The following is a 22,362-nucleotide window of genomic DNA, read 5'->3' as shown; positions in this document are numbered from 1 at the left end:
TGATTTTGGGTACTGATGGCTCAAAGAAGGGCTGGAAGCGACGGATTATGGCAACCTCGATGGCCTCAGCACGTTGGCGTCCCCGGCCTTAGCAGGGTCGAGCGGCACGGGGCTGACGAGTACTGCCGGGCCTCGATGCAGCACGCCGCCTGTGATCACCTGGCACCGGACGCCACCACGCCCGCGCATCGCCTTGTGGGCGCCGGGAGCGAGCATTTCATCCATCCAGGCGCAGGGGTGAGTGGGTCGCCCGGCCTTGAGCCGCACGGTGTCTCCGCCGGACTCAAGGGTGAACTCGTGTCCGAGCAGGGGAGCCAGCTCAACGCCTCGCAGCACCACATTTCGACGGGTCAGGAGAGGGTCAAACGGTCCAGCCCCAAGCTCGGCTGCCATGGACTCAAGTGCCTCCACCGCGAACAGCGTCAAGGCAGCATCCATGTGTGCGGCCTTGCCGTAGAATCGGTCGCCAACGATGCCTTTGCCCGCTACCAATTCCGCGTGGTCCGCGTCGGTGGTGGGGACATCTGCAGCTCCCTCGCGGGCGCGGCCGAAGTAGGCGTGTGCCGGCGACACCAAAAGGTGCAGCACCTCGACGTCGTACCTGTAGTCAGCGCTCATCCCCCAACGCTAGCCCCGATGCGCAACCATTGCCTCCACATGTAAAGGGTGCTTTACTTTGAAGATGAGTAAAGCTTCCTTTACATCTAGGCGGGCACCGTTCCATCACTACGTGTTGGCGGTGACGCTCGGCATCATCCTGACCATGGCGGTTTCTGTCCTGGTGGGTGCATCAAACCCGGATGACTTCTGGCTAGCTGCGGGGATCGGAGCCCTTTGTGCCGTTTACCCGGCTATGTCGCTGGGTGCCAAGGTTTTCGTGTCGAACCACACGGTGGCCCGCGATGCCCACGGCGAACAGGGCGTGGAGCTGCAGTGGATGCGCCAAGCCGGCGCCGGAGCTTTCATCGACGTCCTCGTCGCCACCATCGCGGCTGCTATGGTGCTGGTCATCGGACGCATCGCTGTGGATGCCCTTCCGATCCTTCTGGCCCTGGTCGGCTTGAGCGCGGTGGACGCCGGAGCGCGCTACCTCGTCATCCGCCACCGGGCTCTGAAGTGAAGAACAACCTCGCGGAGCGTCGCGCGGAACGGCGCTGGACGCAATCGGATCTGGCTGCCGCGCTCGGAGTGTCCCGCCAGACGGTGATTTCCATCGAGCGGGAGAAGTTCGATCCCTCGCTGCCGTTGGCGTTCCAGATTGCCAGGACCTTTGACTGCGCTATAGAGGACATCTTCACTGCTGATTGACACACTGTGTCCTGCGCCGCAGCGCTTTGAGGGCGGCCCGGATACTGTGGCACGGTGAACTTTGCTGAGGCCGCCGACGGCGCTGAACTCGCCTGGACGTCCGAAGGCGAGGGTGAGCCAATGCTCCTGATCGCAGGACAGGCCACGTCCATGGACGGTTGGGGTCCGACGGCGGCACTTCTGTCCCGCACATACCGCGTCATTCGCTTCGATCACCGCGGGATTGGTCGGAGTGGGAAGGGTGACGCCGAGCGCTACACGACGCGGCTTCTCGCCGAGGATGCCGTAGCCGTCCTTGACGCCGCGGGTGTGGATTTAGCACACGTGTACGGTCATTCGATGGGCGGGCGCATAGCCCAGTGGTTGGCCATCGACTACCCGAAGAGAGTCCGTACGCTGGTTCTTGCCGCAACGAGCGGTGGAAAGTGGCCCGACGCTGTGACCCAGCCGGATCGAGAGGCATTGGACGCCTTGACCAGTGGAGATATGTCCCGGCTGGAGCCGCTCTTCTTCGATGCTGAATGGGCGCAAAGCAATCCTGCGGCGGTTCACACGTTCTTCAACTCCCACGCGTCGGCATGGGCCAAGGCGCGACACTTTAACGCTAGCCGCGAGCACGACGCCTGGAGTCATCTCGGTTTCATCCAAGCCCCCACGCTCTTACTCCATGGAACTGAGGACGTGCTCACGCCCTTGCCCAATGCACTTCTGATGCGCCAGCACATCCGTGGCTCCGTACTGGTGCGGGTTCCTGGTGCAGGGCACGGCCTCCACTTGGACCACCCCGAGACAGTTGAGTGGATCCGGCAATTCATCGCCAGAAAGAGCCGCTCATAATCCGGGGACTCTTGAAGCGGTTTGCTACTTGGGCGGTCCAGCCTTGCGCTCTGAAGCAGCGATCAGCTTCTCGGTCTGTTCGAGAATCTTGGCCCGAATTGGGGACGAGACAGTGACTGTCTTATTGCGGGATACCAGGCGCACCTCGTACCGTCCTCCGCTTGATGGTCGGTGGGATGTATCGATTGCTGTTTTCTTAGCCATGTTCATCTCCTTGTTCTAAGTTTGGCTGACGTCCGGCGTGTCGTCTACTCGGCTCTCACCTTCCTCGTCATCAACCTCTTCTTCGAGTTCTTCATCTTGGATTGCTATGGAGACGATTTTCATGAGGTCGGCGTCCTCGGTTGTGGCAAGGTCACTGTCCACCATGTGTACTAGAACACTTACTCCTGTAAGTCTGCGTTGGGGATCTTCCTGATCCAGTGCTGCATCGATTGCCCATTGTGCCCGTTTCCACCATTGGTCCCGCTTGTCGGCCTTGGTTTTCTGGCGGTAAGCGAAGTAAGCCACCAAGGCCACGCCGAACGTCGCCAGAGGTGCCAATGATGCTGCTCCCTTGGCCACATCAAAGAGCACCGCTAGTGCTTCCACTGGCCAGCTCCTGCATTATCTAAAGGAACCTTCAAAACCTCCAGGGCGGCCAGCAGGTACGGGGTTGGGTCTGGCTCCGAGCCCGCGGCCCACTGCATCCATGCTTCGAAGGTGGCTGCGAGGTACGCGGCGCTCAGGTAGCGTGCCGCCGTTTCGGAAAGGCCACTCTCAGCAAGGAAAGCCAGGGCCCTTTCGCGCTGGGGGGCCAGGGACTCGTAGCTGCGGCTGGTCAGTTCAGGGTGCTCGGCAATCAGGCGGAGTCTGCCGCGGGTGACGGACAGGTCCGGGATGACGGCTACTCCGGCGATCGCCGCCGCGCGCAACCCGGCCAACACGCCGCCGTCGGACTTTCCGGGACTGTGGAACGAGCCGAAGGCGAGCGTCGAGGCTTCCACCACCGGCTCGCTTCCGCCCCACACGAGGTCGGCTTTGCTGGCGAAATAGCGGTAGAGGCTCTTGCGCCCGATTCCGGCCGCCTTCGCGATGTCCTCCATGGAGGTGTTCTCGTAGCCGTGTTCAGCGAAGAGGTCCAAAGCCAATCCGGCCACGGCGTCCGGGTCAATGGTCGCTGGTCTGCCGCTGGGACGCGGGGGTTGGGCATCGTCCGAAGTCATTTCTCCAGTATTCACTCTTACATAATGACACAGAGTGTCATAAGCTGGGTGGACCACTCAGCAATCATCGGAAGGACATCATGGGCAACGACGCTTCATGGCAGGAGACCATTACCTCCGGCCGTTTTGCCGGCAAGACCATCATCGTCACGGGCGCAGCCTCGGGAATCGGCCAGGCGACCGCGCTTCGGATTGCGAAGGAGGGCGGTAGGGTCATTGCTGCCGACATCAGCCAGGAGCGCCTTGACGCTCTTGTGGAGGAGAACGCCGGCCTGGACCTGATACCGGTGGCTGGCGACATTTCCACTGAAGAGACGGTGGCCTCTGTCCTCGCCGCTGCGGGCGGACACGTGGATGCACTGGCTAACGTTGCCGGCATCATGGACAATTTTGCACCCATTCATGAGGTTGATGACGAGCTTTGGGACCGCGTTTTTCGCATCAATGTAACGTCCCTCATGCGCCTGACCCGCGCAGTGGTGCCGCTCATGTTGGAAGCCGGATCCGGCTCCGTAGTGAATGTCGCGTCGGAGGCTGGCCTGCGCGGCTCGGCCGCCGGAGCTGCTTACACGGCGTCCAAGCATGCGGTGGTGGGCCTGACCAAGAATTCTGCAGTGCTGTACGGCCCCAAGGGTTTGCGGTTCAACGCCGTGGCTCCCGGTCCCACTATCACCAACATCGTGGCTAACTGGGGATCGCAACTCGCGGCCGAACGCCTCGGTCCGCTGATGCAGGCAACGGTTCCCACCCCCGCAACCGCAGCACAATTGGCTGCTTCCATCACCTTCCTGCTCAGTGACGACGGCACCAACGTCAACGGCGCCATTCTGGCGTCCGACGGCGGCTGGTCGGCCTTATAGGGTTTTCTCACCAAGGTGCCGGACCAGTGCGTCCACAATGGGCAATTGCCCTTTGACGAGCTTGGTCCGGGCCACTGTTTCCTCAAACCACCTGGCGTCGTCGATCTCCGGGAAATCCTTGATGGCACCCGAGCCCTTGGGCCATTCCATGGGGAAGGTGTTGCTGACAATCTTTTCCGGTTGAAAGTCGCTGGCTTCTGCCGCGAACGCGGTGATCAGCTTTCCGGAGGGCTGTTTAAAAACGCCCAAAAGTTCGTAATCCGCCAACGGTGGCGGTGTGCCTATTTCTTCAGTGAATTCCCGCTGGGCGGCAACCAGTGCGTCCTCGTCCTCAGGGAATTCTCCCTTGGGAATAGACCAGGCGTGTTCATCTTTGCGGGCCCAAAAGGGTCCACCCATATGGGCTATCCAAAGCTCCAATTGCCCGGCCGTGTTTCGCCGGTGAAGGAGGATGCCAGCGCTGCGGATTGTGATGTTCCCTCCCGGGTTTGGCGAGGCGGAAAAAGTCTCTCGGACAGGTCAAGGCTACTCGTGGAGTTGGCGCCGTTATCCAACTGATGTCGGGCCAATGATTTTTGCTTGTTCATTTTCCTTCCGACAGGGCCCTTGCTACTTGATAATCGAGGACAGGCGTTCCTCGGGGGTGGAACGTCGTTGCGGTCACCGGCATCAGCCGTTGACGGGTCTGGGCGCATCAGCAGGAGGAAACAGCTATGGCATTGTCAGTGAGGCTCCTTCCACATGGGGGAAGAAAAGCAATGGGGTTGGCCGTCATCGTTGCGGTCGGTTTATCGATGTTCACAGGAATAGGTCCATCACATGCGGCGGACACCACGCCCATGGCTGAGGATCCCGGCCCGGTGGGAAGTTTTGCCTGGAAAGGATTCAACTGGCAGAAGCGTTTTTGGGGCGGTGCGCCCATGTATAACGCCAGTTGGGATGCGAATAATGTGAGTAACCCGGATGCCAACGGGTACGTCAAGCTCTCCATCAGCAACCCCACGGGCTCGGCTCCGAAGGGTGCTGAGTTCCAGTCCACGCGTGAAGGTTTCGGGTACGGAACGTACAGCACCACCGTGGAAAAAGACGTTAGCTCCCTGCAGAAGGAAGTGGTGTGGGGTTGCCTGTTCACGTACGATCCCAATGCCGAGCCCGGATACACGGAGATTGACCTTTGTGAGGCCTCGGCCTGGGGCGGGGGCGCCGCGTACGGTGAGGATTGGCCGGTGACCCAAGGGCATGGATATTGGTTTGACGCCACCTTGCCGCCCGGACAGGGAAACAACACTGTCACCTTCGATGTCACCAATGCTCCGATTCTCACTCACAGGATGGTGTGGGAACCGGGCAAGCTGACGTATGAGACGTTTGCAGGCGAGGGCTACGACGGAACCCTCCTGAAGCGGACTGTCCTTGAAGGTTCTACTGTCCCGCTTCCGGCAAAGGAGCAAATTCACTTCAACCTGTGGGTCACCGGTGGTGGCGGAGGGGACGCCGCACACGTTTCTCCTGAAACGGTGACCATCCGTGACTTCTCCTTCGTGCCTGCAGATCAAGGTCAGCTCACCGCACCAACGCCCACCGTCTCAGGCACGGCCGCTGTGGGCTCAACGCTGACAGCAGCACCGGGAACCTGGACCACAGGAACCGCCCTAAGCTACCAATGGTTCCGGAACGGCACAGCAATTGCCGGCGCAACCGGTGCCGCCCGGGTCCTTGCAGCAGCCGACCAAGGTAGCACTCTGACGGTTCGTGTAACGGGAACCAAAGCCGGATATGCCACAGCCATCAAGGAGTCCGCTCCCACAGCAACCGTGGTGGCAGGGACGCTGGTAGCCCCAACCCCCGTCATCACCGGAACGCTCGCAGTGGGTTCTACGCTCACGGCCAACCCCGGGACGTGGACGTCCGGGAGCACCCTGACGTATCAGTGGTACCGGTCGGGTGCGGCAATCGCCGGAGCTACCTCCAGGAGCTACAAGCTGGTGAGCGTTGACCAGGCTGATTCCATGAGTGTGCGGGTAACAGGTTCTAAGGCCGGCTACACCACGGTGGCTAAATTCTCGGCCGGCACGGCACTGGTTCTGTAGGCCGTAATTCCGCATGCACTCAGCCCGCAGTCGTGTCGCGCTGGGGGTAGCGACACAACTGCGGGCTAAGTGGCCGGCCTGGATGCTCCGGCCTAGCCCTTTTGGGCCCGGACAGGGACGATCCTCTTGATGGCAAGGCCGAGTGCCAGCATGGCAAAGGCTGCCAGTGCGAACCAGAAGAGGTCCCCTGCACCGGTCAATGCGAGCGTTCCGGAACCCATTCCGGCTGCTGCTGCCCCTGTCACTGGGGCTACTGGGTTGTTGTACATGAGTCAGTTACCAAACTTTCTTTCTGTTGAATGCTGCATCCAGGTACGCCTTGGCGTGAACAGCCTGGAGGAAGATATCGATGACGGTTTCGTACATGGTTGCGGCAAGGAGCATGTACCTCCAGCCCCGGAAACGCACAGTGACTATGCGTTCCAGGATGAAGATGCCGGTGACGGTGATCCAAAACGGCTGAAGATTCAGGCCCATCCCGGATATCAGCGCGAACAGGATGGAACCGAAGTAGGCCAACGTCACTACGACGCCGATCATGGAGAGGAACTGGCGTCCCCAGTAAGGCCGGGTCACTTTGGTCCATCCGTATTGCACGCAGTTCTCCACCGCGCCGCGCTTCCACCGGAGCCGCTGGGACCACAGTTCACGCCACGTGGGCATGACCTCGGTGACCAGCGTGCAGTTCGAGGGAGATGCTATGCGGTAGCCCAGGGTCAACAGGGCAAAGGAGAGTTCGTTATCTTCGGTCAAAACCGACGTATCGTAGACGCCGCCCTTGCCGTTGCCGGGAGGGAGTGTGCCCTTCAACCGGGCGGCTACGACGTCGCGCAATGTCTTGACACGGAAAAGGGCTGCTGTGCCGGTGACCACCAGGCACTTGCCGTGAAGTCGCTTCACGTCCCGGGCGTAGCGGGCGTATTCGTTGCGCTGGAGGTGGCCCACAAAGCCGCCGCCGGGGCCGCCGCTGAACACTCCGCCAACGGCGCCGAGCAGTTCGTCGGCCAGCAGGTTCTTGGTGGCGTTTTCAATGAAGTCCAGGGCCAGCTGTGAGTCGGCATCCTGTACCAGGACCAAGTCCTCGGGGTCGGCATCAGGAAGGAGCTGACTGAGGGCGAAGTTCAGGGCACCGGCTTTTTTGTCCTTGTTCCCCACGGTGCGGATCACCTCGGCACCCTGGGCTAGTGCAAGTTCTTCAGTGTCGTCAGTGCAGTTGTCTGCCACCACAATGACGCGATCCGGGCGATGGGTCTGGTTGTTCAGGGAGTGGAGCGTCTCGGTGATGCCGGCGGACTCGTTGTGCGCCGGAACCAGGACGGTGACTACCCCGCCAGCCGCACGGTGGGATCGGCGACGCCTGGTTGCAGTGTCCGGGGCGCTTGCCGGGGCAGGTGCCGCTGTTGTTTCCGTGAGCATTGTGATCCCTCCGTTCGTGCCTTGAAGCGTTGACTCACTTAGAGTTCCAACGCGAACGCAAGATCAGGGGAGGGAAACCATCAAGGAAGTCTCAAGGTTTGCTCAGGACTTTCTGAGCTCCGTCACGTTTCGGGGTAGGGGCCCACTTGTACTGACTTTGGGATGGCTGTACTCATTTGGGGTGGGTGTACTGACGTGGCGTGGCGCGCTTTAACGCAAGAGGACGACGTCGGGGCGTCCCGGCGTCGTCCTCTTTCGTGGAGCTTGAGCTGCTTAGCGGTTCAGGCTGACCGTGAAGGTCTTGGGGCCGCTAAGGGTTACCGCGATTCCGCAGTTTTCGGCGGCAGCGCGGTGGGAGAGGGATTCAATGGCGGCATCGATCGTGTGGTCGATTGCCGACTTGTCCCAGATTTTCAGCGTGATGGAGTCAGTATGTGTCGTCATTGTCAGTACTTTCACTCAGGCCGGTGACAGCCCCAAGCTTCTTCGCCCGGGGCCCGCATCCTCGTCGGTGAGGATTGCTGATTCAGCTTGTGCGGGAACGAATTCCCTCATTCATGGTTCATGCTGTCCGGCGCCGTTGACAAGTCAATTCGGCTAAGTGTGACCGATTACACGTCGCTCGTGACGCCCTGTATCGCCGCTGGAGTCACTTCGATGCAGCCAGCTCCAGCGTGTAAACAACCAGTTGGACCTTCGGCGCAGGGCGCTCCTTTTCACGCTCCAGCCGGCGGACGTAGCCAAGGCGGCGGTAGAGCCGCTGGGACGGCTCATTATCGACGGCGGTGTCCAGGACTACGCGGTCTGCGCCCCGGGCGGCGGCAATACGGGCGGATTTATCCAGGAGCCGCTGGCCAAGCCCCGCGCGGCGGGCCTCCGGGAGCACGGCCAGCAGCCTGAGCTCCACTTCACCTTCTTCGGCCTGCCGGCTCAGGTACGAACCGAACGGCAGGAGGCTGGCAGTGCCTACAAGGCTTCCGGTGTCAGTGTCCTCGGCCACCAGCAGCACGCCCTCGCGGGCGCGGGCTTCAGCGTCCAACAACAGAGCGAGCCGCTCGCCGTCGGGCTGACGCGAGCCGGGAAGATGATGACCGAAACCTTGGTACGTCAGCCGCCCTACGGCGTCGTACTCCTCGTGGCGGGCCTCGCGAATCACGTAGGCACCGGTGGCGACGGTTGCTTGGGTGGTCATGATTGTCCTTTCGGCTGCGGATGAAGTCCCAGGTGCGATTTCAGGGTGGTGCCCGCGTATTCGGTGCGCGCAAGGCCGCGTTCCTGAAGCAGGGGAATGACGCCGGCGGCGAAACGCTCCAGGTCCTGGGGGAGAAGGGAGAACATGAGGTTAAAGCCGTCCGCGGCGCCTTCGGCGTGCCAGCGTTCCAAGGAGTCGGCCACATGTTGCGGGGTCCCGATGAAGTCGTGATTCCGTTTGTCGCCGGTGAGGATCGAGTAGAGGTCCTTGAGCGTCACCTCATCCTCCCGGCCGCGAATCTGTTCGCCAGCGGAGCGGAAATCGGTCCTGGGCTGCGTGATGCCGGGGATGCCGGACTGGGCCACGGTGGCATCCGCTCCGAGCCCGGTGAAATCCAGCTGGCCGGCGAAGTATTCCTGCAGGAAATCCAGCACCTGCTGATCGGTGATGAGGTTGTCCAACTCCCGGATGCGTTCCAAAGCTTCGTCCCGGGTGTCCGCGACCACGGGCGAGATGGCCTGGTAGATGTAGATTTCCTCGGGATTCCGGCCGAACGCCTTCGCCTGAGCCCGGACGGACTCCCGGTACTGCCGAGCCTGCGGAATGTCGGGGTGGCTCGCGAAAAGGGCGTTGGCGAAGCGGGCCCCCAGCTTCTGGCCGGGGACGGATGTTCCTGCTTGGGCCAGCAAGGGGGAGTGCTGCGGGGAGGGACCGATGTTCAGCGGCCCGGCGACCTTGAAGAATTGGCCCTTATAGTCCAGCCGGTTGAGTTTGCGCCGGTCAAAGAATCGTCCTTGCGCTTTGTTGTAGAGGAAAGCGTCCGGGTCCCAGGAATTCCAGAGCCCTTGGGTGACCTCCACGAATTCTTCAGCGCGGCGGTAGCGGAGGCTGTGGTCGAAGTGCTCATCGGCACTGAAGTTGCTGGCCGTGCTGTTGGTGAGGTCCCGCGTGGTCACGATGTTCCAGCCAACACGGCCGCCGCTGATGTGGTCCGCGGTGAGGGCCGCGCGGGCAAAGTTGAACGGCTCGTCATAGGACGTTGAGGACGTGGCGATGAGGCCGATGTTGCTGGTGACCGCGCCAAGGGCCGTGACCAGGCCTATGGGGTCAAACCTGTTGAGGATGCCCGGATTGGACGTCTCATCGATCGCGAGGGAGTCGCCCAGGAAGATCGCGTCGAACTTGGCTTCTTCGGCAGTTTTGGCTAGCTGTACCTGGTGGGCGAAGTCGATGCTCGCCTGAGGGAACGCTGTCTCGTGGCGCCATGAAGCCAGGTGGATGCCTGTGCCCACAAGGTAGGCGAAGAAATGGATCTGCTGGCGTTCACGGATGAGTGTCTGGTTCATGGGCCTGTTTCGGTGCTGTTGCTTTTTGGGGTCAGGAAGGTTGAGGGGCGGCGGCACTCTGTGGCGCAGGGCCGCCGCCCCTCAAGTGCTATTTGCTCTTCTTGATGGCTGCTTCTTCAGCAGTGAGGACTTCCTGCAGCTTCGCAGCGGTCCAGTCAGCCTTGAACTGCAAGTTGCCGTCGTTGAGCTTGGTCACCGAGGCCTCAACTTCGGGGGAGTGGTAGGCATCAACGATCTTCTTCCACGTGGCGTCGTCCTTACGGTCGGCCTTCACCACGAAGCCGTTGATGTACGGGGCCAGGGACTCGGAGTTCAGGTCTTCCTTGAAGATGATCTTCTCGTCACCCAGTCCACCCTTCTGGGCTTGGGTGTTGTTCACGACGGCGGCGTCCGTGGTTCCCTTGAGCGCGTTCACCGTTTGGTTGCTGTCAACGGGGACAACCTTGATCTTGCTCGAGGTGATCTCAGCCGGAGTGGACAGCGAGTTGCCGCCATCCTTGAGCTGCAGCAAGCCGGCGGTCTGCAGGTTCAGCAGTGCGCGGGCCTGGTTTGTGGGGTTGTTCGGAATCGCAACCTCGGCGTCCGCCGGCAGCTCACCAACGGATTTGAACTTCTCCGAGTACAGAGCCAGCGGGTAAACGGCGGTAGCGCCTACCGGGACCAGCGAGCCATTGCTGTTGACGTTGAACTGGGACAGGTACTTCAGGTGCTGAAAGAGGTTGATGTCCACCTGGCCCTGCTGGGTTGCCGTATTGATCTGCGCGCCATCTGTGAAGTTCTTGACCTCAAGATCAACGCCCTGATCCTTGAGCTTGTTCTTCAGGATGGTCCAGTGCTCCTCGGCACCGTCGTCCACGCCGATGACCACCTTGGTGTTCGCAGAGGTTGTGGAACCACTTGACGCACCCCCGCATGCCGAGAGCGATAGGGCGGCGATCAGGCCGACGGCGGCGACTAACAGGCGGTTCTTCATGATGCTTCTCCGTACAAAGGGTCTTGATGCGAATGGAAGGTGCAGGGTGTTCCCCTCGGCTCACGCTAGGCACGGTGGATGGTGTGAATCGAATGCCTGCGCAACACTCCGTCGCGGGCCGTCAAGGGAAGAAACCGCAGGTCACAGGGCTTCACGCGGTTCGGTCACCCGGTGACCGCGCTGCTGGAATGGGCATTCAATCAACCCCGAAGGAGGCTCCGGTGAGCGCGATCGTTTCCCTGCGCGGAGTCAGCAAGCTGTTCCCGATCCAAGGAAGCAAGCGCAGCCAACGCACCGAAGCAGTGCGGGCCGTAGACGAGGTCACCTTGGACATTGAAGAGGGCACTGTAGTAGGCATCGTGGGATATTCCGGTGCCGGAAAATCCACGCTGGTCCGCCTGCTCAACGGCTTGGAACGTCCCACCGAGGGCCACGTTTACGTCAAAGGCCAGGACATCTCCTCGCTCCCCGAAAGCCAATTGCGCACAGTCCGTGCCGGCATCGGCATGATCTTCCAACAATTCAATCTTCTGAAGTCCCGCACCGTGTTCGGGAACGTCGCGTATCCGTTGAAGGTGGCAGGGTGGCCCAAAGAGAAGATCAAGCCGCGCGTGGAGGAGCTTCTTGAGTTCGTGGGTATCGCGGACAAGGCAGGCTCCTACCCACGCCGGCTCTCCGGAGGGCAGCAGCAACGCGTAGGCATTGCCCGTGCGCTGGCAAACGCCCCGGACATCCTCCTCGCTGACGAAGCAACCAGCGCACTGGACCCGGAAACCACCCGCGACGTCCTGCGCCTTCTACGCCGCATCAACAAAGAACTCGGCACCACCGTTGTGGTGATCACCCACGAGATGCACGTTGTCCGAGAAATTTGCGACACCGTAGTGATGATGGAATCCGGCCGGGTAGTTGAATCCGGGCCTACATACTCCGTATTCGCCGACCCCCGCAGCGACTCCACCCAACGCTTCGTTTCCACGGCCGTCCACGGCACTCCGGGACCGGACACCGTCAGCCGCCTCTCCGCGGCACACCCCGGCCAGCTTGTCTCCATTGGCATCTCCGAGGCAGCGCCTACTCCTCTGGTTGCGGCCACCTTTGAGCGCCACGGCGTGGGCTCCAGCGTAGTGTTCGGGGGCATCACCGAGATCCAGAACAAGATCCTGGGCACACTCACGTACGAGCTCACAGGCAGCGACGCCGCGATTGACGCCGCGCTCGCCGACCTGGGCGACGTCACCGCCGTCGAACGCCAAACGCCGACGGCGGCCCCCGCCGATAGTGCCGTTCCGCACCTTCCCGTCCCCGCGAACGCCGGAGAATAGCCATGACCGACTGGACAACCCTCCTGCCCGTCCTGGGCGAATCCTTCCAACAGACCATCTACATGGTGGTCATCACCGTCCTGCTCAGCGGCATCGCCGGACTGGCGTTGGGCGTCACCCTTTACGCCACCAGGCCCGGAAACCTGTTTGCCAATAAGGCCGTGTTCTCGTTCCTGAATTTCCTGGTGAACATCATCCGGCCCATCCCGTTCATCATCTTCATCACGGCCATTGCGCCGCTGACCCTCATCATCATGGGCACCACTATTGGCACTACTGCCGCGATCCTGCCCATGGCGCTGATGGCCGGTGTGGTGATTGGGCGGGTAGTGGAGCAAAACCTGGTGGCGTCAGACCCTGGCGTGGTTGAGGCCGCCCGGGCCATGGGCGACAGCCGACTGCACATCCTGTGGGCCGTGGTGATTCCCGAGTCGCTGGCACCGCTGATCCTGGGCTACACGTTCATGATCATCGCGATTGTGGACATGTCTGCCATGGCCGGGTACATCGGCGGCGGTGGGCTGGGCAACTTCGCCATCATGTACGGCTACCAGCAGTTCAACTGGGAAGTCACCCTGGTGACAGTCCTGATCATCATCGTCATGGTCCAGGCCGCGCAGTTGCTGGGTAATTTCCTGGCCCAGCGCATCCTTCGCCGCTAAGTCTTTTTGGAGAATTATTATGCCTATCGAGTTCCTCGGCATGGGCGCCGGCAACGACTCCACGGAGACTTCGCCTGCCACCACGTCTTTCTTCGACCCTCAGTACGCGGCCCGCATTGCGCGGATCCACGAGGACAACAACTGGGACCACGTACTTTTTGCGTACAACTCCACCACACAGGATCCCTCTGTCCACGCGGCGTGGGTAGCTGCGAACACGGAGCGAATCCAGCTGCGGTTGGCGCACCGGCCCAACGTCTCCCATCCGACGTTCGCCGCCCGTTCCTTCCTGACGCTGGACCACATCGCGCAAGGGCGGCTGACAGTGCACTTCATCACCGGTGGAAGCCAAGCGGACCAGGCCCGCGAAGGCGATTTCCTGGCCAAGGATGCACGGTACGGACGGACACAGGAGTACATGCAGATCGTGCGGCGGGCGTGGTCCGGGGAATCGTTCAGTTGGGACAGCGAGCATTACCGCTTCCAGGACTTTGCCTCGGGGCTAGGGCCTTTTGCCGGCAAGAGGCCGGGTATTTCCTTTGGCGGATCCTCCGAGGCTGCGTGGTCTGTGGGCGCCGCTGAAGCTGACATCTATGCCCTGTTCGGTGAACCCTTGGCCGACGCCGCTTCGCAGCAAGAGCAGATCCTTGCGCGGGCCGCTGCTGTTGGGCGGACTGAGCCGTTGCGCTGGCAGATCGCGTTCCGGCCCATTGTTGCAGCGACTGATGAGCTCGCGTGGGAGAAAGCGCACGCCATCCTTGGAACGTTTGAGGCGCGGCGCTCCGCCGGCGAGGTGATTGATCCCGTCCGCCACTACAACCAGAAGCCTGAAGCTGCCGGCACCCAAAGGCTGCTCGCCGCCGCGGAACGTGGCGACCTTCACGACCGCGCCCTCTGGACGGCACTCGCCAAAGCAGCGGGCGGCGGGGGCGGAAGCGCGACGGCGTTGGTCGGCTCCTACGACACCGTCACCCAAGCGATCCTGGACTACCACGACCTCGGATTCGAGATCTTCGGCCTCCGAGGTTACGACTTCGTCCCGGACGCACTGGAGTTTGGCCAGCACGTCATCCCGCAGTTGAAGCAGGAAGTGGCGCATCGGGAGCAGGGCCGCACCGCCGAGGAACTCCGGGCAGGCCAAGCCGCCGCCCGAGCGCGGGTGCTGGCCCACACTTCCTGACCCTCTCTCACATCCCGCGGGTTTTTGGGCGTCCCTCTCTCACGAACCGCTTTCCCTTCAGGTGCAATGCCGCCCGTCGTTCCCCGCCGACGCTATGATCCGCCGACAAACGGCACTCCGGATGCTCCATTCGGGAGTGTCCGTTTATCGGTGGGTCCGGGCCTTGGGTGCTGATTCACACACGGTCATGCGGTTCCTGCAGGCAAACGGCGCCGCCACCGGCCAAGCTTCCAAGAACGCCTTCCACCAAGGCATCGTCATGTGCCGCATTTTTCTGGGCGTCGCCCCGCTCGCCGCTGGAATCGACTGGCTTCGTGAGGCGCGGGATCGCGCAAAGACGAGTGCCGCCGTCGTGACTTCCGGAAAGGAAGCCGCGACGACGGCGGTGGTGCTGACGCCGGAAGGCCCGACGGCGGCAGGTACTCAGCGCTCGGAAGCCACCGAATCGGTGGACGCCTGAGTGGTGGCTGCGGGCGGAGTCGCTTCGACGGGCGGGGCGGTGGGCCCGGTGGTGGGGACGCCGGCATCGCGGAGGGCCGGGAAGCCGCCGTCCACGTGGACAGCGTTGGTGTAGCCGAGGACCTTGAGTTTTTGCGCGACGGGTCGTGAACCGTTCACGGAGCCGCAGAACACCACGATTTTCTGGTCGGTGCCGCTGAGCTGGGCGAGGCGGTGTGCGGATTCAGGGCTGAAGTCTTCGTCCACGTGCTCGCGGTTCACCACCACAGCGCCGGGGACTGCGCCGGTGCTGGCGCGGCCGCCTTCGCTGCGGACATCGATCAGCAGGGCACCTTCTTTGATGAGCTTGGCCGCGGCATCGGCGGTGATCAGTTGGGTGTCCTGGACTGATTCCTGGACGGGTTCCTGGACGGCGGTTTCGTTGGACATGGTGCTCCCTTGCTAGGTGGTGGTTGGAAAATCGGAAAAGGCTAGAGGCCCCAGGCTTCGGCCAGCAGCTGGTAGGAGTTCTGACGGTCGGCGGGGTCATGGGCAATGGTGGTGATGAGCAGTTCCTGGGCGCCGGTGGCCCGCTGCAAGGTACGGAGACCTTCGCTGACCTGGTGGGGATCGCCCACGAACCGTGTGTCCAAGCGGTCCTTGATGAGGTCCTTGGCTTCCGCATCCAGGGTGAGCTCCAACGCATCGTCTGGTGACGGGTACGGGATGGCGCCGTGGCCGCTGCGGATGCCGTGCACCCAGTGTTCGTAGCCGCGGGCCAAGCGCTGGGCCTGGCGTTCGTCCGGAGCTACCAGCACGTCCGCGGAGACGATCACATGCGGTTCCCGCAAGGCTGCGGAGGGTTCGAAGTGGGCCCTGTACTCGGCAATGGAGTCCAGAACCCCCGCCGGTGCCACGTGGTAGTTCGCGCCGAAGGGGAGGCCCAACTTGCCGGCCAGCCGTGCACTGGGTCCGGCTGTTGAGCCGTGGACCCAGAACTGCGGCGCGTGGCCGAGGGCGGGTGTAGCAGTGACTTCCTCGCCGTGTTTGGTCCTGTACTCGCCGGTGAAGAAGCCGATGATGTCCTGGATGTCATTCTCAAAGTTGTCCGCGTCTCCCGGGAAGCGGCCCAGGAGCTCACCCTGCAGCCGGAACTTCCTGGGCAGGACTGCACCGAAGATGGGGCGCGGCGCGGGGATCAGCAGACCGTCAACCACTCGATCGCTGACGGCCTCCGCCGCGGGCACGACTCCGGGCGCGGGTTCGCTGGGCGACTTGGGCGGGCCGGAGCGACCGAAGCCAAGGTCCACGCGGTCCGGGAAAACGGCGGCGAGCGTTCCAATGCTCTCGGCAATCTGGAGCGGCCTGTAATTTCCCAGCAAGGTGGCCGCGGTCCCCACCCTGATGGTCGTGGTGGCGGAGGCAACCAACCCGGCCAGAATGTGCGGGGCTGACCCCGCAACGCCTGTGTTGAGGTGGTGCTCGGCCAGCCAATACCGCGAGTAGCCGGAAGCCTCGGCAGCAGCGGCCAGGGCAAGAGTGCTCCGCAAGGCATCGCCGGGGGTCTGCCCGGCCGATACCGGACTCAGGTCAAGGACGGAAAGGGGAGTAACTGAAGGCTTCGGCATGGCACGACACTACGGAGCGAGGTGCCTGCGCCCAAGCCGGTCTGTCACCCCGCTCAACCGTGCTAAATCCTACGAAACGCAGCGAAACGGGTCGTCACAAGGGAGGAGCGATTAGTGCTGCCCAGGCAGGAAGCCGCTCTGTGGCGGTATGAAGCCCGGTCCGCGGTCCTCGTCCTGCTTCCGTTCTGCGGCACTGCGCGTGTCGCTCTCGGCGGTTTCGTCGGAGTCGCCATCCACGTCGGCCAGGCCGTTGGTCTGATCGAACGGGTGGGTGATGGGATCCACGATCGGTGTCGAGTCCGAGGCGGGGGTAGCCGACGCCCCGGCAGCGGCAGTCCCTGGCCTGGGGTTCTCGTCGCCGGTCTCCGGTGCCTGCTTTTCGATGTACTCCTTGAACTTCTTCAAGTCTGACTCAGCCTGCCTTTCAACAATGTGCAACTTGTCGCCCAGGAACTCGAGGACGCCGTGCGGTTCGTATTCCAAGGACAGATGCAGTGACGTCTGGCTTGGGCCTGCTTCTTTGAAATCAACCCAACCTGCGTTCTTGGCACCCTCAACGGCGGCCCAGGCCACCGCTCGGTCCAGGTCCTGTTGGACGATTTTGGCTTCCCAGCGGCGATGGACGCCGGCGATTTCGGCCACCCATTCCAGCCGGTCGTCACTGAGTCGCGTGACGCGCTCAACTCCGCCCATGAAGTGCGGAAACTCCTCGAACTTGGTCCACTGCCTGTAGGCCGTACTGACCGGGACGTTGACCATGATTGTCTTGTTCACTTTCGTGGTCACTGTGTCCTCCTCTTAGCCTTGCCCGTTAATAATCAGCATACTTACATTGTCGGTCTTTGAGGAGGGAAATAACAGGCCCGGTCAGCCCAGACGCTCTCTCACATAACAGCCCCTTCCGCCCAACGCTCTATCACCCGGTGATAGAGCGTCGGCGGAAATGGCGCGTTATGTGAGAGAGCGCCGGGAAGGCGATTGGTGGTGCGGGTGGGCGGCCCTGGTGAATGTGCGTGTCGCCGGCGAACTGTCGCCAGCGAACTGTCGCCGGCGAACTGTCGCGTCGGTAACCCGTTGACACCCTTACGAGTCAGCGATATCGTACAACCAAATGGTTGTAGATCAGCTCCGTACACACCTCTCCGACGCCGAGATCGACCGGATCTTTCAGGCTTTGGCCGATGCCACCCGCAGGGACATCGTGGCCCGGGTGACCGAGGGGGAGTACTCGGTCTCCGGGCTTGCTGCGCTCTACACCATGAGTTTCGCGGCCGTACAAAAACATGTTGCGGTCCTGGAACGGGCCTCCCTGGTGACCAAGGAGAAGCGTGGGAGGGAACAGATCGTGCGGGGAAACTATGAAGGACTACAGAAAGCCCGCCATCTGCTGGATCAACTGGAAATGATCTGGAGGCAACGAGCCGACCGGATTGCGGACATACTCGCCGAAGATGATGAAAGGGATCTGCCATGACTGTTGTCAGCGTAAACAAGGATGTTGAGGCCCTGAGCTTCAGCATTGTTTCTGAATTCGATGCCGACGTGAAGCGCGTCTGGCAGGTTTGGGAAGACCCCCGGCAGCTTGAGCGTTGGTGGGGACCGCCCACCTGGCCGGCCACTTTTGAGACGCACGAATTCACCGTTGGCGGGAAGGCCGCGTACTACATGACCGGTCCGGACGGCACCAAAGCGCGGGGCTGGTGGAAGTTCACCGCCATCAACTCCCCGGACCACCTTGAGTTCGACGACGGATTCGCCGACGAACAAGGCGAGCCGGTAGATGACCTGGGTATCACCCACGCCACCGTGAAACTTGAGCCCCTGGAAAACCGCACCCGCATGACCATCACGTCCACCTTCGACTCCGAAGAACAGATGCAGAAGATGGTCGAGATGGGCATGGATGAGGGAATGCGGGAAGCAGTCGGGCAGATCGACGCCATGCTTGCCAATGCCTGATCACTGAACCCAAAGCAAAAAGATGCCGACGACGGCGGGCGCCTCCCGCCGTCGCCGGCGTATGGTTAAGTCCCTGTTGCCTCTCGAAACGGACCAGTGTCATGGCGCGAATGATCATCATGGGTCCTCCCGGTTCCGGTAAAGGTACGCAGGCAGAGCACATTGCCCGGCATTTTGGGATCCCCGCCATTTCCACTGGTGAGCTGTTCCGTGACCACGTCCGCGACAAAACGGAATTGGGGGCAGAAGCCAGCGGCTATATGGATCGCGGGGAGTTTGTGCCGGATCACGTCACCACGGCCATGCTGAGGGCGCGGCTTGATGAAGAGGACGCGCCGGCCGGGTTCCTGTTGGACGGCTACCCACGGACGGTCATCCAGATCGGCGCCCTGGACGAGATCCTGGCCGACCGTCAGCAAACCCTTGAAGTAGTTCTCGAGTTGACCGCATCAGACGACGAATTGCTTTCCCGGATGCTCCGCAGGGCGCAGGAACAGGGACGCGCCGACGATACCGAACCCGTGATTCAGCGGCGGCTTGAGCTGTATCGGGACCAAACGCAGCCAGTGCTGACGGCGTACTCGAACCGGGGGATTCTGCTCAGCGTTGACGGAACGGGCGAACGCCGAACGATCACGAAGGCTGCGATTGCCGCGTTGGAGGGGGCGTTGGCGGTTTAGCCGCTGGCTGTCAGCCGCTGGCTGTCAGCCGCTGGCGGGAGTCGGAAGCTCGGCTGCGAGGGAGCGTAGATACGCGGCGAACCCTTCCGGCGCGCGGGAATGTGTCCGCCCAGAGGTTACAACGCGGATGGTGTCCGTGGCTGTCACTGCGAAACCTCGGTGGCGAAGCCGTTCCACCAGGACGCGGTCCTCATGGGCCCGCAACTCGGGGAACCCGCCCGCGCTGATGTATGCCGAGGCCCGGATTCCCATGTTGGCGCCGTAGATGTGCTGATGGTCCTCCCGAAAAGGGTGGAGTTCCAGCCAGCGGCGATGGATGGCTGGCTCCATGTCTGCTGGGTCGGGTTCAACCGACCCAAGGACGGCGTCCGCGCCGGCATCGGCCAGTTCCACCTGCCGCGTCAGCCAATGCAGGGGTACAGCGGAGTCGGCGTCCGTGGTGGCCAGCCAGATACCGGCAGCGTCATCAGCACGCAGGCTTTCCAACGCGGCGCGGAAACCAAAGTCCCGGCTGGCCCCCGTGCTCCGCAGCTGCACGTTCACCACGCTGAAGCGGTTGTCGCCGGAGGTATGGGCAGCGGCAATCTCTGCTGATCGATCGGTGCAATGATCAAGAACCACCACGATCCTGGCTTCAATGTCCTGGCGTTCGTGGTGGAGAGCGTCCGCGGAGGCTTTCAGTGCGGCCAAAGCTTTGCCGATGTGCTGGTCCTCATTATGGGCGGGCATCACCACTGCCAGGCTCTTGATCTCCAGCGGCCGGGGCATGGTTATGCTGTCCTCTCAGGTGCCAGAAGGATCTCCAACATGAAGTCTTTCTCACGGTAGAGGCCGTGCGTGGGCCAGCCGAGCTGGGTGCGTGCCATCGCATGGACCGCTTCGGCGTCCAGTTGCCAGCCCGAAATGGGGTGCCGCCAATGGCACAACACCAAGGTGCCGCCGTGCCGCGTGGTCGCCTCAATCCGTGCCAAGAGCTCAGAGAGTTCATCCGGCGAAAGGTAGTAACCCGTCTCGGACAACACCACAAGATCGAACGTTCCCTCAGGCCATTCACCGGGCATGGTCAGGTGCTTGGCATGGGCGGAGGGGAATCGGGCCAGCCGTTTAGCTGCCTGAGCAAGGGCTGCGCTGCTGGCGTCCACTCCAAGGAACTGTTGGCAGCGCTGGGCGAGTTCCTCGCTGAGAGTGCCAATGGAGCAACCCAGTTCCAGCCCGGATTCATATGATTCCTCCGGCAGCGCGGCCAAGGTCAGTGACCGTTTGCGCCGTTCGTACCAGCTGGTGGTGTAACTCCAGGGATCTTCCTCCCTGGAGTGGACCTCGTCGAAGATCCGCTCGGCGTCTGCGGCACTGTTGCTCCCGGCCGTGGAAGGATGCCAAGCGAAGGCCTCCCATGGCCTTCTGAAGTGTTCAAGGAACGTATCTGAAAGGAGCGTCTCATCTCCGGGTTGATCGGACAGCGGCTTCGTTTGGGAGAGGTGGGCACCCATTGCCCGTTGTTTGGCGCGCTGATCCTGATCCGCTAACGGCACCCGCACCCACGAGTTCCATGTGGAGTCATCCGGACCAGCCCACAACCAGTACCAGATGGGATACTCCAGCAGGCCATGGCCGCCCTGTGCCGCGACTTCCGCGGCGATGCTGCCAAGGGTGTCATGGTCGGTGTGCCCGTCATGGCGATAGGGGGCAATAATCGTGACGCTGTCTGCCGGCCTTCCCGCAACCGCTGCCCGAAGAGAGTCCGCGATCCTCTCCGTACTGGCCGCGAGCTGCCCATCGGCAAGTTCCAGGAACCGCCACGTGGCGCTGGGATTCAGCCCGGACACTGCCGAGTCGAACTCCGTGAGCCTGACAGCGGCAAGCTGTTCCGGCGTCGTGGTTTGCGAGTCAGGATGCGAAGCTTCGCCGGCGGTGCACAGCAGAACCTCCACTGCAGCTCCGGCGGCATGAAGTTTGGCAAGGAAGCCACCTGCACCCAGTGTTTCGTCGTCCGGGTGGGCCGCGAGAACTACGAACGTCATGTCAGCCAGTTCGTCTGCGCTCAGGGGCAGTTCGGGCAAGGCAGCAACCCCGCTGGCAGCCCATTCCGACTCCGACGTGCCGGTGTCCGTGTGCGAGAAAGCTACCAACTGCGGTCCCCTTTCAGAGCCAGGGCGCCCAACTGGGCGTCGTCCCGCAAGGCGTGATGCTGCCTGATGTACAGCGACAGGTCCGCCATGCGCTTTCCATAAGCTTCGTCGAAAGCCAGCGGGCCGGGGCCCAGGTTCTGGGTCACCAAGGTTTGGACACGCTCGACGGCGGTGGCAACAGTTCCGCGGATACGGAGGGCTTCGGGCCAGGGGCTTGGTCCGTCGGGATCTGAGCCCTCCAGATCACCGGCGTCGATGCGTTCCGCGGTCTGGGCGAGGTGGCTCGTGGTGGTGGCAAGGATACGGTCGATCTCGCCCAGGGAAGCCAGCGCAATCTGGTCCGGTTCGCGGCCGTTGGCTGCGGCCTTGGTCAACGCATCCGTGTAGTCTCGCGCTACGGCGACGGCTCCGCCTAACCAACACGCAGCCACACCCATGCCGCCCCAAGCGAAACCCGGGCGCTGGAAATACCAGTTTCCGTGGTTGACGGGCCGTGCTTCCACTTGGTCAAAGTGGACTGTTCCGCTGGGGATTTCCTGCAGGCCGCGACTGGTCCACGCAGGTGTCTCCGCTGTCACGCCTTGGTGCTTTAAGTCAACGGCGAAGGCCGCTCTGGTGTTGTCTTCCGTGTGGGCGGTGATGACGGCGCCGTCCAGCTGCGCGGCCAGTGAGCACCACGGCTTGGATCCGTTGAGGACGTAGCTGCCGTTTGCGGTTCGCTTGGCCTCGAGCTTTGTTCCGGGGCCTTCCGCTGCGAAGACTCCCCATGTTCCCTCTTGCGGTTCTTCTGCCCCCGCTTGAGAGAGGATTGCCAAGGCATCAAGGTGTGGTTCGAGCACTCGCCCGGCCGCGACATCCACGGCTGTGACGGAGGCCAGCAATTCCCACAGCTTGGCGGTGTTTCCCTCGCCGGGCTTCGGGGCGGTCCGGCCGATGTCCTCGGCCAGGGTCAGCAATGCCGGCACGTCGCCCACTGCTGCCCGCACTTTTTGGAGCACAGGTTCCAGGGCTTGCAGCTGCGCAGGTTCGGAACTGATGCGGACGGGCTGGGCTTCGGAATAGCTCATGATGCCAAGCCTAAACTAAGGAACCTTAGGTTATGGGTTCGGAAAGCAAGCGAACGACGGCGGGAGC

29 protein-coding genes are annotated in these 22,362 nt (G+C 62.3%); 12 read left to right on the top strand and 17 right to left on the bottom strand.

All coding sequences use genetic code 11. The features are described from left to right. Nucleotides 1-45 precede the first annotated feature (45 nt). Nucleotides 46-618: an MOSC domain-containing protein gene (locus LDN70_RS17445; RefSeq protein ID WP_223940925.1), complete on the bottom strand. Its 573-nt coding sequence runs from the start codon at nucleotides 616-618 to the stop codon at nucleotides 46-48. 64 nt (nucleotides 619-682) lie between these two features. On the opposite strand from LDN70_RS17445, the gene LDN70_RS17440 reads away from it, so the two are divergent. The 3 genes from LDN70_RS17440 to LDN70_RS17430 are packed head-to-tail and all read left to right on the top strand — an operon-like array spanning nucleotide 683 to nucleotide 2,145. After that, on the top strand, nucleotides 683-1,120 hold the full coding sequence (locus tag LDN70_RS17440; protein ID WP_223940924.1) for a hypothetical protein: 438 nt from the start codon (nucleotides 683-685) through the stop codon (nucleotides 1,118-1,120). Next, nucleotides 1,117-1,308 carry a helix-turn-helix transcriptional regulator gene (locus tag LDN70_RS17435; RefSeq protein ID WP_142937956.1) on the top strand — a complete coding sequence of 64 codons (192 nt, stop codon included), beginning with the start codon at nucleotides 1,117-1,119 and terminating at the stop codon, nucleotides 1,306-1,308. The genes LDN70_RS17440 and LDN70_RS17435 overlap by 4 nt, the downstream gene beginning before the upstream one ends. A 54-nt stretch (nucleotides 1,309-1,362) precedes the next feature. Then, on the top strand, nucleotides 1,363-2,145 hold the full coding sequence (locus tag LDN70_RS17430) for an alpha/beta fold hydrolase (RefSeq protein WP_223940923.1): 783 nt from the start codon (nucleotides 1,363-1,365) through the stop codon (nucleotides 2,143-2,145). Between the two features lie 24 nt (nucleotides 2,146-2,169). Here the strand turns inward: LDN70_RS17430 and LDN70_RS17425 are convergent, their stop codons facing one another. Genes LDN70_RS17425 through LDN70_RS17415 form a run of 3 tightly spaced genes read right to left on the bottom strand, consistent with a single transcriptional unit; the run spans nucleotide 2,170 to nucleotide 3,350 of the window. After that, entirely contained in the window at nucleotides 2,170-2,349 is a 180-nt protein-coding gene (locus LDN70_RS17425; RefSeq protein ID WP_223940922.1) for a hypothetical protein, read from the bottom strand. 15 nt (nucleotides 2,350-2,364) lie between these two features. Beyond that, nucleotides 2,365-2,736 carry a hypothetical protein gene (locus tag LDN70_RS17420; RefSeq protein WP_166842363.1) on the bottom strand — a complete coding sequence of 124 codons (372 nt, stop codon included), beginning with the start codon at nucleotides 2,734-2,736 and terminating at the stop codon, nucleotides 2,365-2,367. Continuing rightward, the gene (locus tag LDN70_RS17415) at nucleotides 2,724-3,350 is read right to left on the bottom strand and encodes a TetR family transcriptional regulator (RefSeq protein WP_223940921.1); all 627 of its coding nucleotides are present in this window, start codon (nucleotides 3,348-3,350) and stop codon (nucleotides 2,724-2,726) included. The genes LDN70_RS17420 and LDN70_RS17415 overlap by 13 nt, the downstream gene beginning before the upstream one ends. 80 nt (nucleotides 3,351-3,430) lie before the next feature. Between LDN70_RS17415 and LDN70_RS17410 the strand changes: the two genes are divergently transcribed. Further along, the gene (locus tag LDN70_RS17410; protein WP_223940920.1) at nucleotides 3,431-4,210 is read left to right on the top strand and encodes an SDR family NAD(P)-dependent oxidoreductase; all 780 of its coding nucleotides are present in this window, start codon (nucleotides 3,431-3,433) and stop codon (nucleotides 4,208-4,210) included. Here LDN70_RS17410 and LDN70_RS17405 read toward each other — a convergent pair. Continuing rightward, a complete protein-coding gene (locus LDN70_RS17405; RefSeq protein WP_223942679.1) occupies nucleotides 4,205-4,684 on the bottom strand; it encodes an NUDIX hydrolase in 480 nt (159 codons plus the stop codon). The two genes, LDN70_RS17410 and LDN70_RS17405, sit on opposite strands and share 6 nt — an antisense overlap. Before the next feature lie 365 nt (nucleotides 4,685-5,049). Between LDN70_RS17405 and LDN70_RS17400 the strand changes: the two genes are divergently transcribed. Then, nucleotides 5,050-6,300 (top strand): hypothetical protein, encoded by a 1,251-nt coding sequence (locus LDN70_RS17400; RefSeq protein WP_223940919.1) that lies wholly within the window; start codon nucleotides 5,050-5,052, stop codon nucleotides 6,298-6,300. Between the two features lie 92 nt (nucleotides 6,301-6,392). On the opposite strand, the gene LDN70_RS17395 is transcribed toward LDN70_RS17400, so the two are convergent. From LDN70_RS17395 to LDN70_RS17370, 6 genes are all read right to left on the bottom strand, one after another. Beyond that, on the bottom strand, nucleotides 6,393-6,569 hold the full coding sequence (locus LDN70_RS17395; protein WP_165450171.1) for a hypothetical protein: 177 nt from the start codon (nucleotides 6,567-6,569) through the stop codon (nucleotides 6,393-6,395). Nucleotides 6,570-6,576: 7 nt separating this feature from the next. Beyond that, nucleotides 6,577-7,716, bottom strand: coding sequence for a glycosyltransferase family 2 protein (locus LDN70_RS17390; protein ID WP_166842365.1), 1,140 nt, complete (start codon nucleotides 7,714-7,716; stop codon nucleotides 6,577-6,579). 273 nt (nucleotides 7,717-7,989) lie between these two features. Beyond that, the gene (locus tag LDN70_RS17385; RefSeq protein ID WP_178994140.1) at nucleotides 7,990-8,160 is read right to left on the bottom strand and encodes a hypothetical protein; all 171 of its coding nucleotides are present in this window, start codon (nucleotides 8,158-8,160) and stop codon (nucleotides 7,990-7,992) included. 205 nt (nucleotides 8,161-8,365) lie between these two features. After that, nucleotides 8,366-8,908 (bottom strand): GNAT family N-acetyltransferase, encoded by a 543-nt coding sequence (locus tag LDN70_RS17380; protein WP_223940918.1) that lies wholly within the window; start codon nucleotides 8,906-8,908, stop codon nucleotides 8,366-8,368. Continuing rightward, nucleotides 8,905-10,254, bottom strand: coding sequence for an LLM class flavin-dependent oxidoreductase (locus LDN70_RS17375; protein ID WP_223940917.1), 1,350 nt, complete (start codon nucleotides 10,252-10,254; stop codon nucleotides 8,905-8,907). Before LDN70_RS17375 ends, LDN70_RS17380 begins: the two co-directional genes overlap by 4 nt. 88 nt (nucleotides 10,255-10,342) lie before the next feature. Beyond that, nucleotides 10,343-11,227, bottom strand: a complete 885-nt coding sequence (locus LDN70_RS17370) for a MetQ/NlpA family ABC transporter substrate-binding protein (protein WP_223940916.1) — start codon at nucleotides 11,225-11,227, stop codon at nucleotides 10,343-10,345. A 221-nt stretch (nucleotides 11,228-11,448) separates the two neighbouring features. Here LDN70_RS17370 and LDN70_RS17365 point away from each other — a divergent pair, with 221 nt between their 5' ends. From LDN70_RS17365 to LDN70_RS17350, 4 genes are all read left to right on the top strand, one after another. Further along, nucleotides 11,449-12,552 carry a methionine ABC transporter ATP-binding protein gene (locus LDN70_RS17365; protein ID WP_223940915.1) on the top strand — a complete coding sequence of 368 codons (1,104 nt, stop codon included), beginning with the start codon at nucleotides 11,449-11,451 and terminating at the stop codon, nucleotides 12,550-12,552. 2 nt (nucleotides 12,553-12,554) lie between these two features. Further along, nucleotides 12,555-13,214: a methionine ABC transporter permease gene (locus LDN70_RS17360; protein ID WP_090823323.1), complete on the top strand. Its 660-nt coding sequence runs from the start codon at nucleotides 12,555-12,557 to the stop codon at nucleotides 13,212-13,214. 19 nt (nucleotides 13,215-13,233) lie between these two features. Beyond that, nucleotides 13,234-14,394, top strand: coding sequence for an LLM class flavin-dependent oxidoreductase (locus LDN70_RS17355; RefSeq protein WP_223940914.1), 1,161 nt, complete (start codon nucleotides 13,234-13,236; stop codon nucleotides 14,392-14,394). A 136-nt stretch (nucleotides 14,395-14,530) separates the two neighbouring features. Next, complete coding sequence (locus tag LDN70_RS17350) at nucleotides 14,531-14,854, top strand: hypothetical protein (protein WP_223940913.1); 324 nt, start codon at nucleotides 14,531-14,533, stop codon at nucleotides 14,852-14,854. Here LDN70_RS17350 and LDN70_RS17345 read toward each other — a convergent pair. The 3 genes from LDN70_RS17345 to LDN70_RS17335 all read right to left on the bottom strand — a co-directional run bounded on the left by LDN70_RS17345 (nucleotide 14,818) and on the right by LDN70_RS17335 (nucleotide 17,246). Next, nucleotides 14,818-15,282, bottom strand: coding sequence for a rhodanese-like domain-containing protein (locus LDN70_RS17345; RefSeq protein ID WP_223940912.1), 465 nt, complete (start codon nucleotides 15,280-15,282; stop codon nucleotides 14,818-14,820). The two genes, LDN70_RS17350 and LDN70_RS17345, sit on opposite strands and share 37 nt — an antisense overlap. A gap of 41 nt (nucleotides 15,283-15,323) precedes the next feature. Continuing rightward, nucleotides 15,324-16,460, bottom strand: coding sequence for an LLM class flavin-dependent oxidoreductase (locus LDN70_RS17340; protein WP_223940911.1), 1,137 nt, complete (start codon nucleotides 16,458-16,460; stop codon nucleotides 15,324-15,326). Nucleotides 16,461-16,571: 111 nt separating this feature from the next. After that, entirely contained in the window at nucleotides 16,572-17,246 is a 675-nt protein-coding gene (locus LDN70_RS17335; protein ID WP_223940910.1) for an SRPBCC family protein, read from the bottom strand. Between the two features lie 325 nt (nucleotides 17,247-17,571). Here LDN70_RS17335 and LDN70_RS17330 point away from each other — a divergent pair, with 325 nt between their 5' ends. The 3 genes from LDN70_RS17330 to LDN70_RS17320 all read left to right on the top strand — a co-directional run bounded on the left by LDN70_RS17330 (nucleotide 17,572) and on the right by LDN70_RS17320 (nucleotide 19,099). Then, nucleotides 17,572-17,934, top strand: a complete 363-nt coding sequence (locus tag LDN70_RS17330; RefSeq protein ID WP_142937962.1) for an ArsR/SmtB family transcription factor — start codon at nucleotides 17,572-17,574, stop codon at nucleotides 17,932-17,934. Continuing rightward, nucleotides 17,931-18,419 (top strand): SRPBCC family protein, encoded by a 489-nt coding sequence (locus tag LDN70_RS17325; RefSeq protein ID WP_166842374.1) that lies wholly within the window; start codon nucleotides 17,931-17,933, stop codon nucleotides 18,417-18,419. Before LDN70_RS17330 ends, LDN70_RS17325 begins: the two co-directional genes overlap by 4 nt. A 101-nt stretch (nucleotides 18,420-18,520) precedes the next feature. Beyond that, nucleotides 18,521-19,099, top strand: coding sequence for an adenylate kinase (locus LDN70_RS17320; protein WP_223940909.1), 579 nt, complete (start codon nucleotides 18,521-18,523; stop codon nucleotides 19,097-19,099). Nucleotides 19,100-19,123: 24 nt separating this feature from the next. Here the strand turns inward: LDN70_RS17320 and LDN70_RS17315 are convergent, their stop codons facing one another. The 3 genes from LDN70_RS17315 to LDN70_RS17305 are packed head-to-tail and all read right to left on the bottom strand — an operon-like array spanning nucleotide 19,124 to nucleotide 22,295. Continuing rightward, nucleotides 19,124-19,867 (bottom strand): glycosyltransferase family 2 protein, encoded by a 744-nt coding sequence (locus tag LDN70_RS17315; protein WP_223940908.1) that lies wholly within the window; start codon nucleotides 19,865-19,867, stop codon nucleotides 19,124-19,126. Between the two features lie 2 nt (nucleotides 19,868-19,869). After that, on the bottom strand, nucleotides 19,870-21,228 hold the full coding sequence (locus tag LDN70_RS17310; protein ID WP_223940907.1) for a PIG-L family deacetylase: 1,359 nt from the start codon (nucleotides 21,226-21,228) through the stop codon (nucleotides 19,870-19,872). Then, nucleotides 21,222-22,295 carry an acyl-CoA dehydrogenase family protein gene (locus tag LDN70_RS17305; RefSeq protein ID WP_223940906.1) on the bottom strand — a complete coding sequence of 358 codons (1,074 nt, stop codon included), beginning with the start codon at nucleotides 22,293-22,295 and terminating at the stop codon, nucleotides 21,222-21,224. The genes LDN70_RS17310 and LDN70_RS17305 overlap by 7 nt, the downstream gene beginning before the upstream one ends. Nucleotides 22,296-22,362: the final 67 nt, after the last annotated feature.

The organism is Arthrobacter sp. StoSoilB22 (genome assembly GCF_019977315.1).
Classification (GTDB): domain Bacteria; phylum Actinomycetota; class Actinomycetes; order Actinomycetales; family Micrococcaceae; genus Arthrobacter.
Note: the sequence above shows the minus strand (reverse complement) of the source record. Positions and strands in the feature narration are given on the sequence as shown.

Coding starts and splice junctions, on each gene's coding strand:
- LDN70_RS17445 (WP_223940925.1), bottom strand. CDS start 618: ATGAGCGCTGACTACAGGTACGACGTCGAGGTGCTGCACCTTTTGGTG.
- LDN70_RS17440 (WP_223940924.1), top strand. CDS start 683: ATGAGTAAAGCTTCCTTTACATCTAGGCGGGCACCGTTCCATCACTAC.
- LDN70_RS17425 (WP_223940922.1), bottom strand. CDS start 2,349: ATGGCTAAGAAAACAGCAATCGATACATCCCACCGACCATCAAGCGGA.
- LDN70_RS17415 (WP_223940921.1), bottom strand. CDS start 3,350: ATGACTTCGGACGATGCCCAACCCCCGCGTCCCAGCGGCAGACCAGCG.
- LDN70_RS17410 (WP_223940920.1), top strand. CDS start 3,431: ATGGGCAACGACGCTTCATGGCAGGAGACCATTACCTCCGGCCGTTTT.
- LDN70_RS17400 (WP_223940919.1), top strand. CDS start 5,050: ATGGCTGAGGATCCCGGCCCGGTGGGAAGTTTTGCCTGGAAAGGATTC.
- LDN70_RS17395 (WP_165450171.1), bottom strand. CDS start 6,569: ATGTACAACAACCCAGTAGCCCCAGTGACAGGGGCAGCAGCAGCCGGA.
- LDN70_RS17390 (WP_166842365.1), bottom strand. CDS start 7,716: ATGCTCACGGAAACAACAGCGGCACCTGCCCCGGCAAGCGCCCCGGAC.
- LDN70_RS17385 (WP_178994140.1), bottom strand. CDS start 8,160: ATGACGACACATACTGACTCCATCACGCTGAAAATCTGGGACAAGTCG.
- LDN70_RS17380 (WP_223940918.1), bottom strand. CDS start 8,908: ATGACCACCCAAGCAACCGTCGCCACCGGTGCCTACGTGATTCGCGAG.
- LDN70_RS17375 (WP_223940917.1), bottom strand. CDS start 10,254: ATGAACCAGACACTCATCCGTGAACGCCAGCAGATCCATTTCTTCGCC.
- LDN70_RS17370 (WP_223940916.1), bottom strand. CDS start 11,227: ATGAAGAACCGCCTGTTAGTCGCCGCCGTCGGCCTGATCGCCGCCCTA.
- LDN70_RS17360 (WP_090823323.1), top strand. CDS start 12,555: ATGACCGACTGGACAACCCTCCTGCCCGTCCTGGGCGAATCCTTCCAA.
- LDN70_RS17355 (WP_223940914.1), top strand. CDS start 13,234: ATGCCTATCGAGTTCCTCGGCATGGGCGCCGGCAACGACTCCACGGAG.
- LDN70_RS17345 (WP_223940912.1), bottom strand. CDS start 15,282: ATGTCCAACGAAACCGCCGTCCAGGAACCCGTCCAGGAATCAGTCCAG.
- LDN70_RS17340 (WP_223940911.1), bottom strand. CDS start 16,460: ATGCCGAAGCCTTCAGTTACTCCCCTTTCCGTCCTTGACCTGAGTCCG.
- LDN70_RS17330 (WP_142937962.1), top strand. CDS start 17,572: ATGGTTGTAGATCAGCTCCGTACACACCTCTCCGACGCCGAGATCGAC.
- LDN70_RS17325 (WP_166842374.1), top strand. CDS start 17,931: ATGACTGTTGTCAGCGTAAACAAGGATGTTGAGGCCCTGAGCTTCAGC.
- LDN70_RS17320 (WP_223940909.1), top strand. CDS start 18,521: ATGGCGCGAATGATCATCATGGGTCCTCCCGGTTCCGGTAAAGGTACG.
- LDN70_RS17315 (WP_223940908.1), bottom strand. CDS start 19,867: ATGCCCCGGCCGCTGGAGATCAAGAGCCTGGCAGTGGTGATGCCCGCC.
- LDN70_RS17305 (WP_223940906.1), bottom strand. CDS start 22,295: ATGAGCTATTCCGAAGCCCAGCCCGTCCGCATCAGTTCCGAACCTGCG.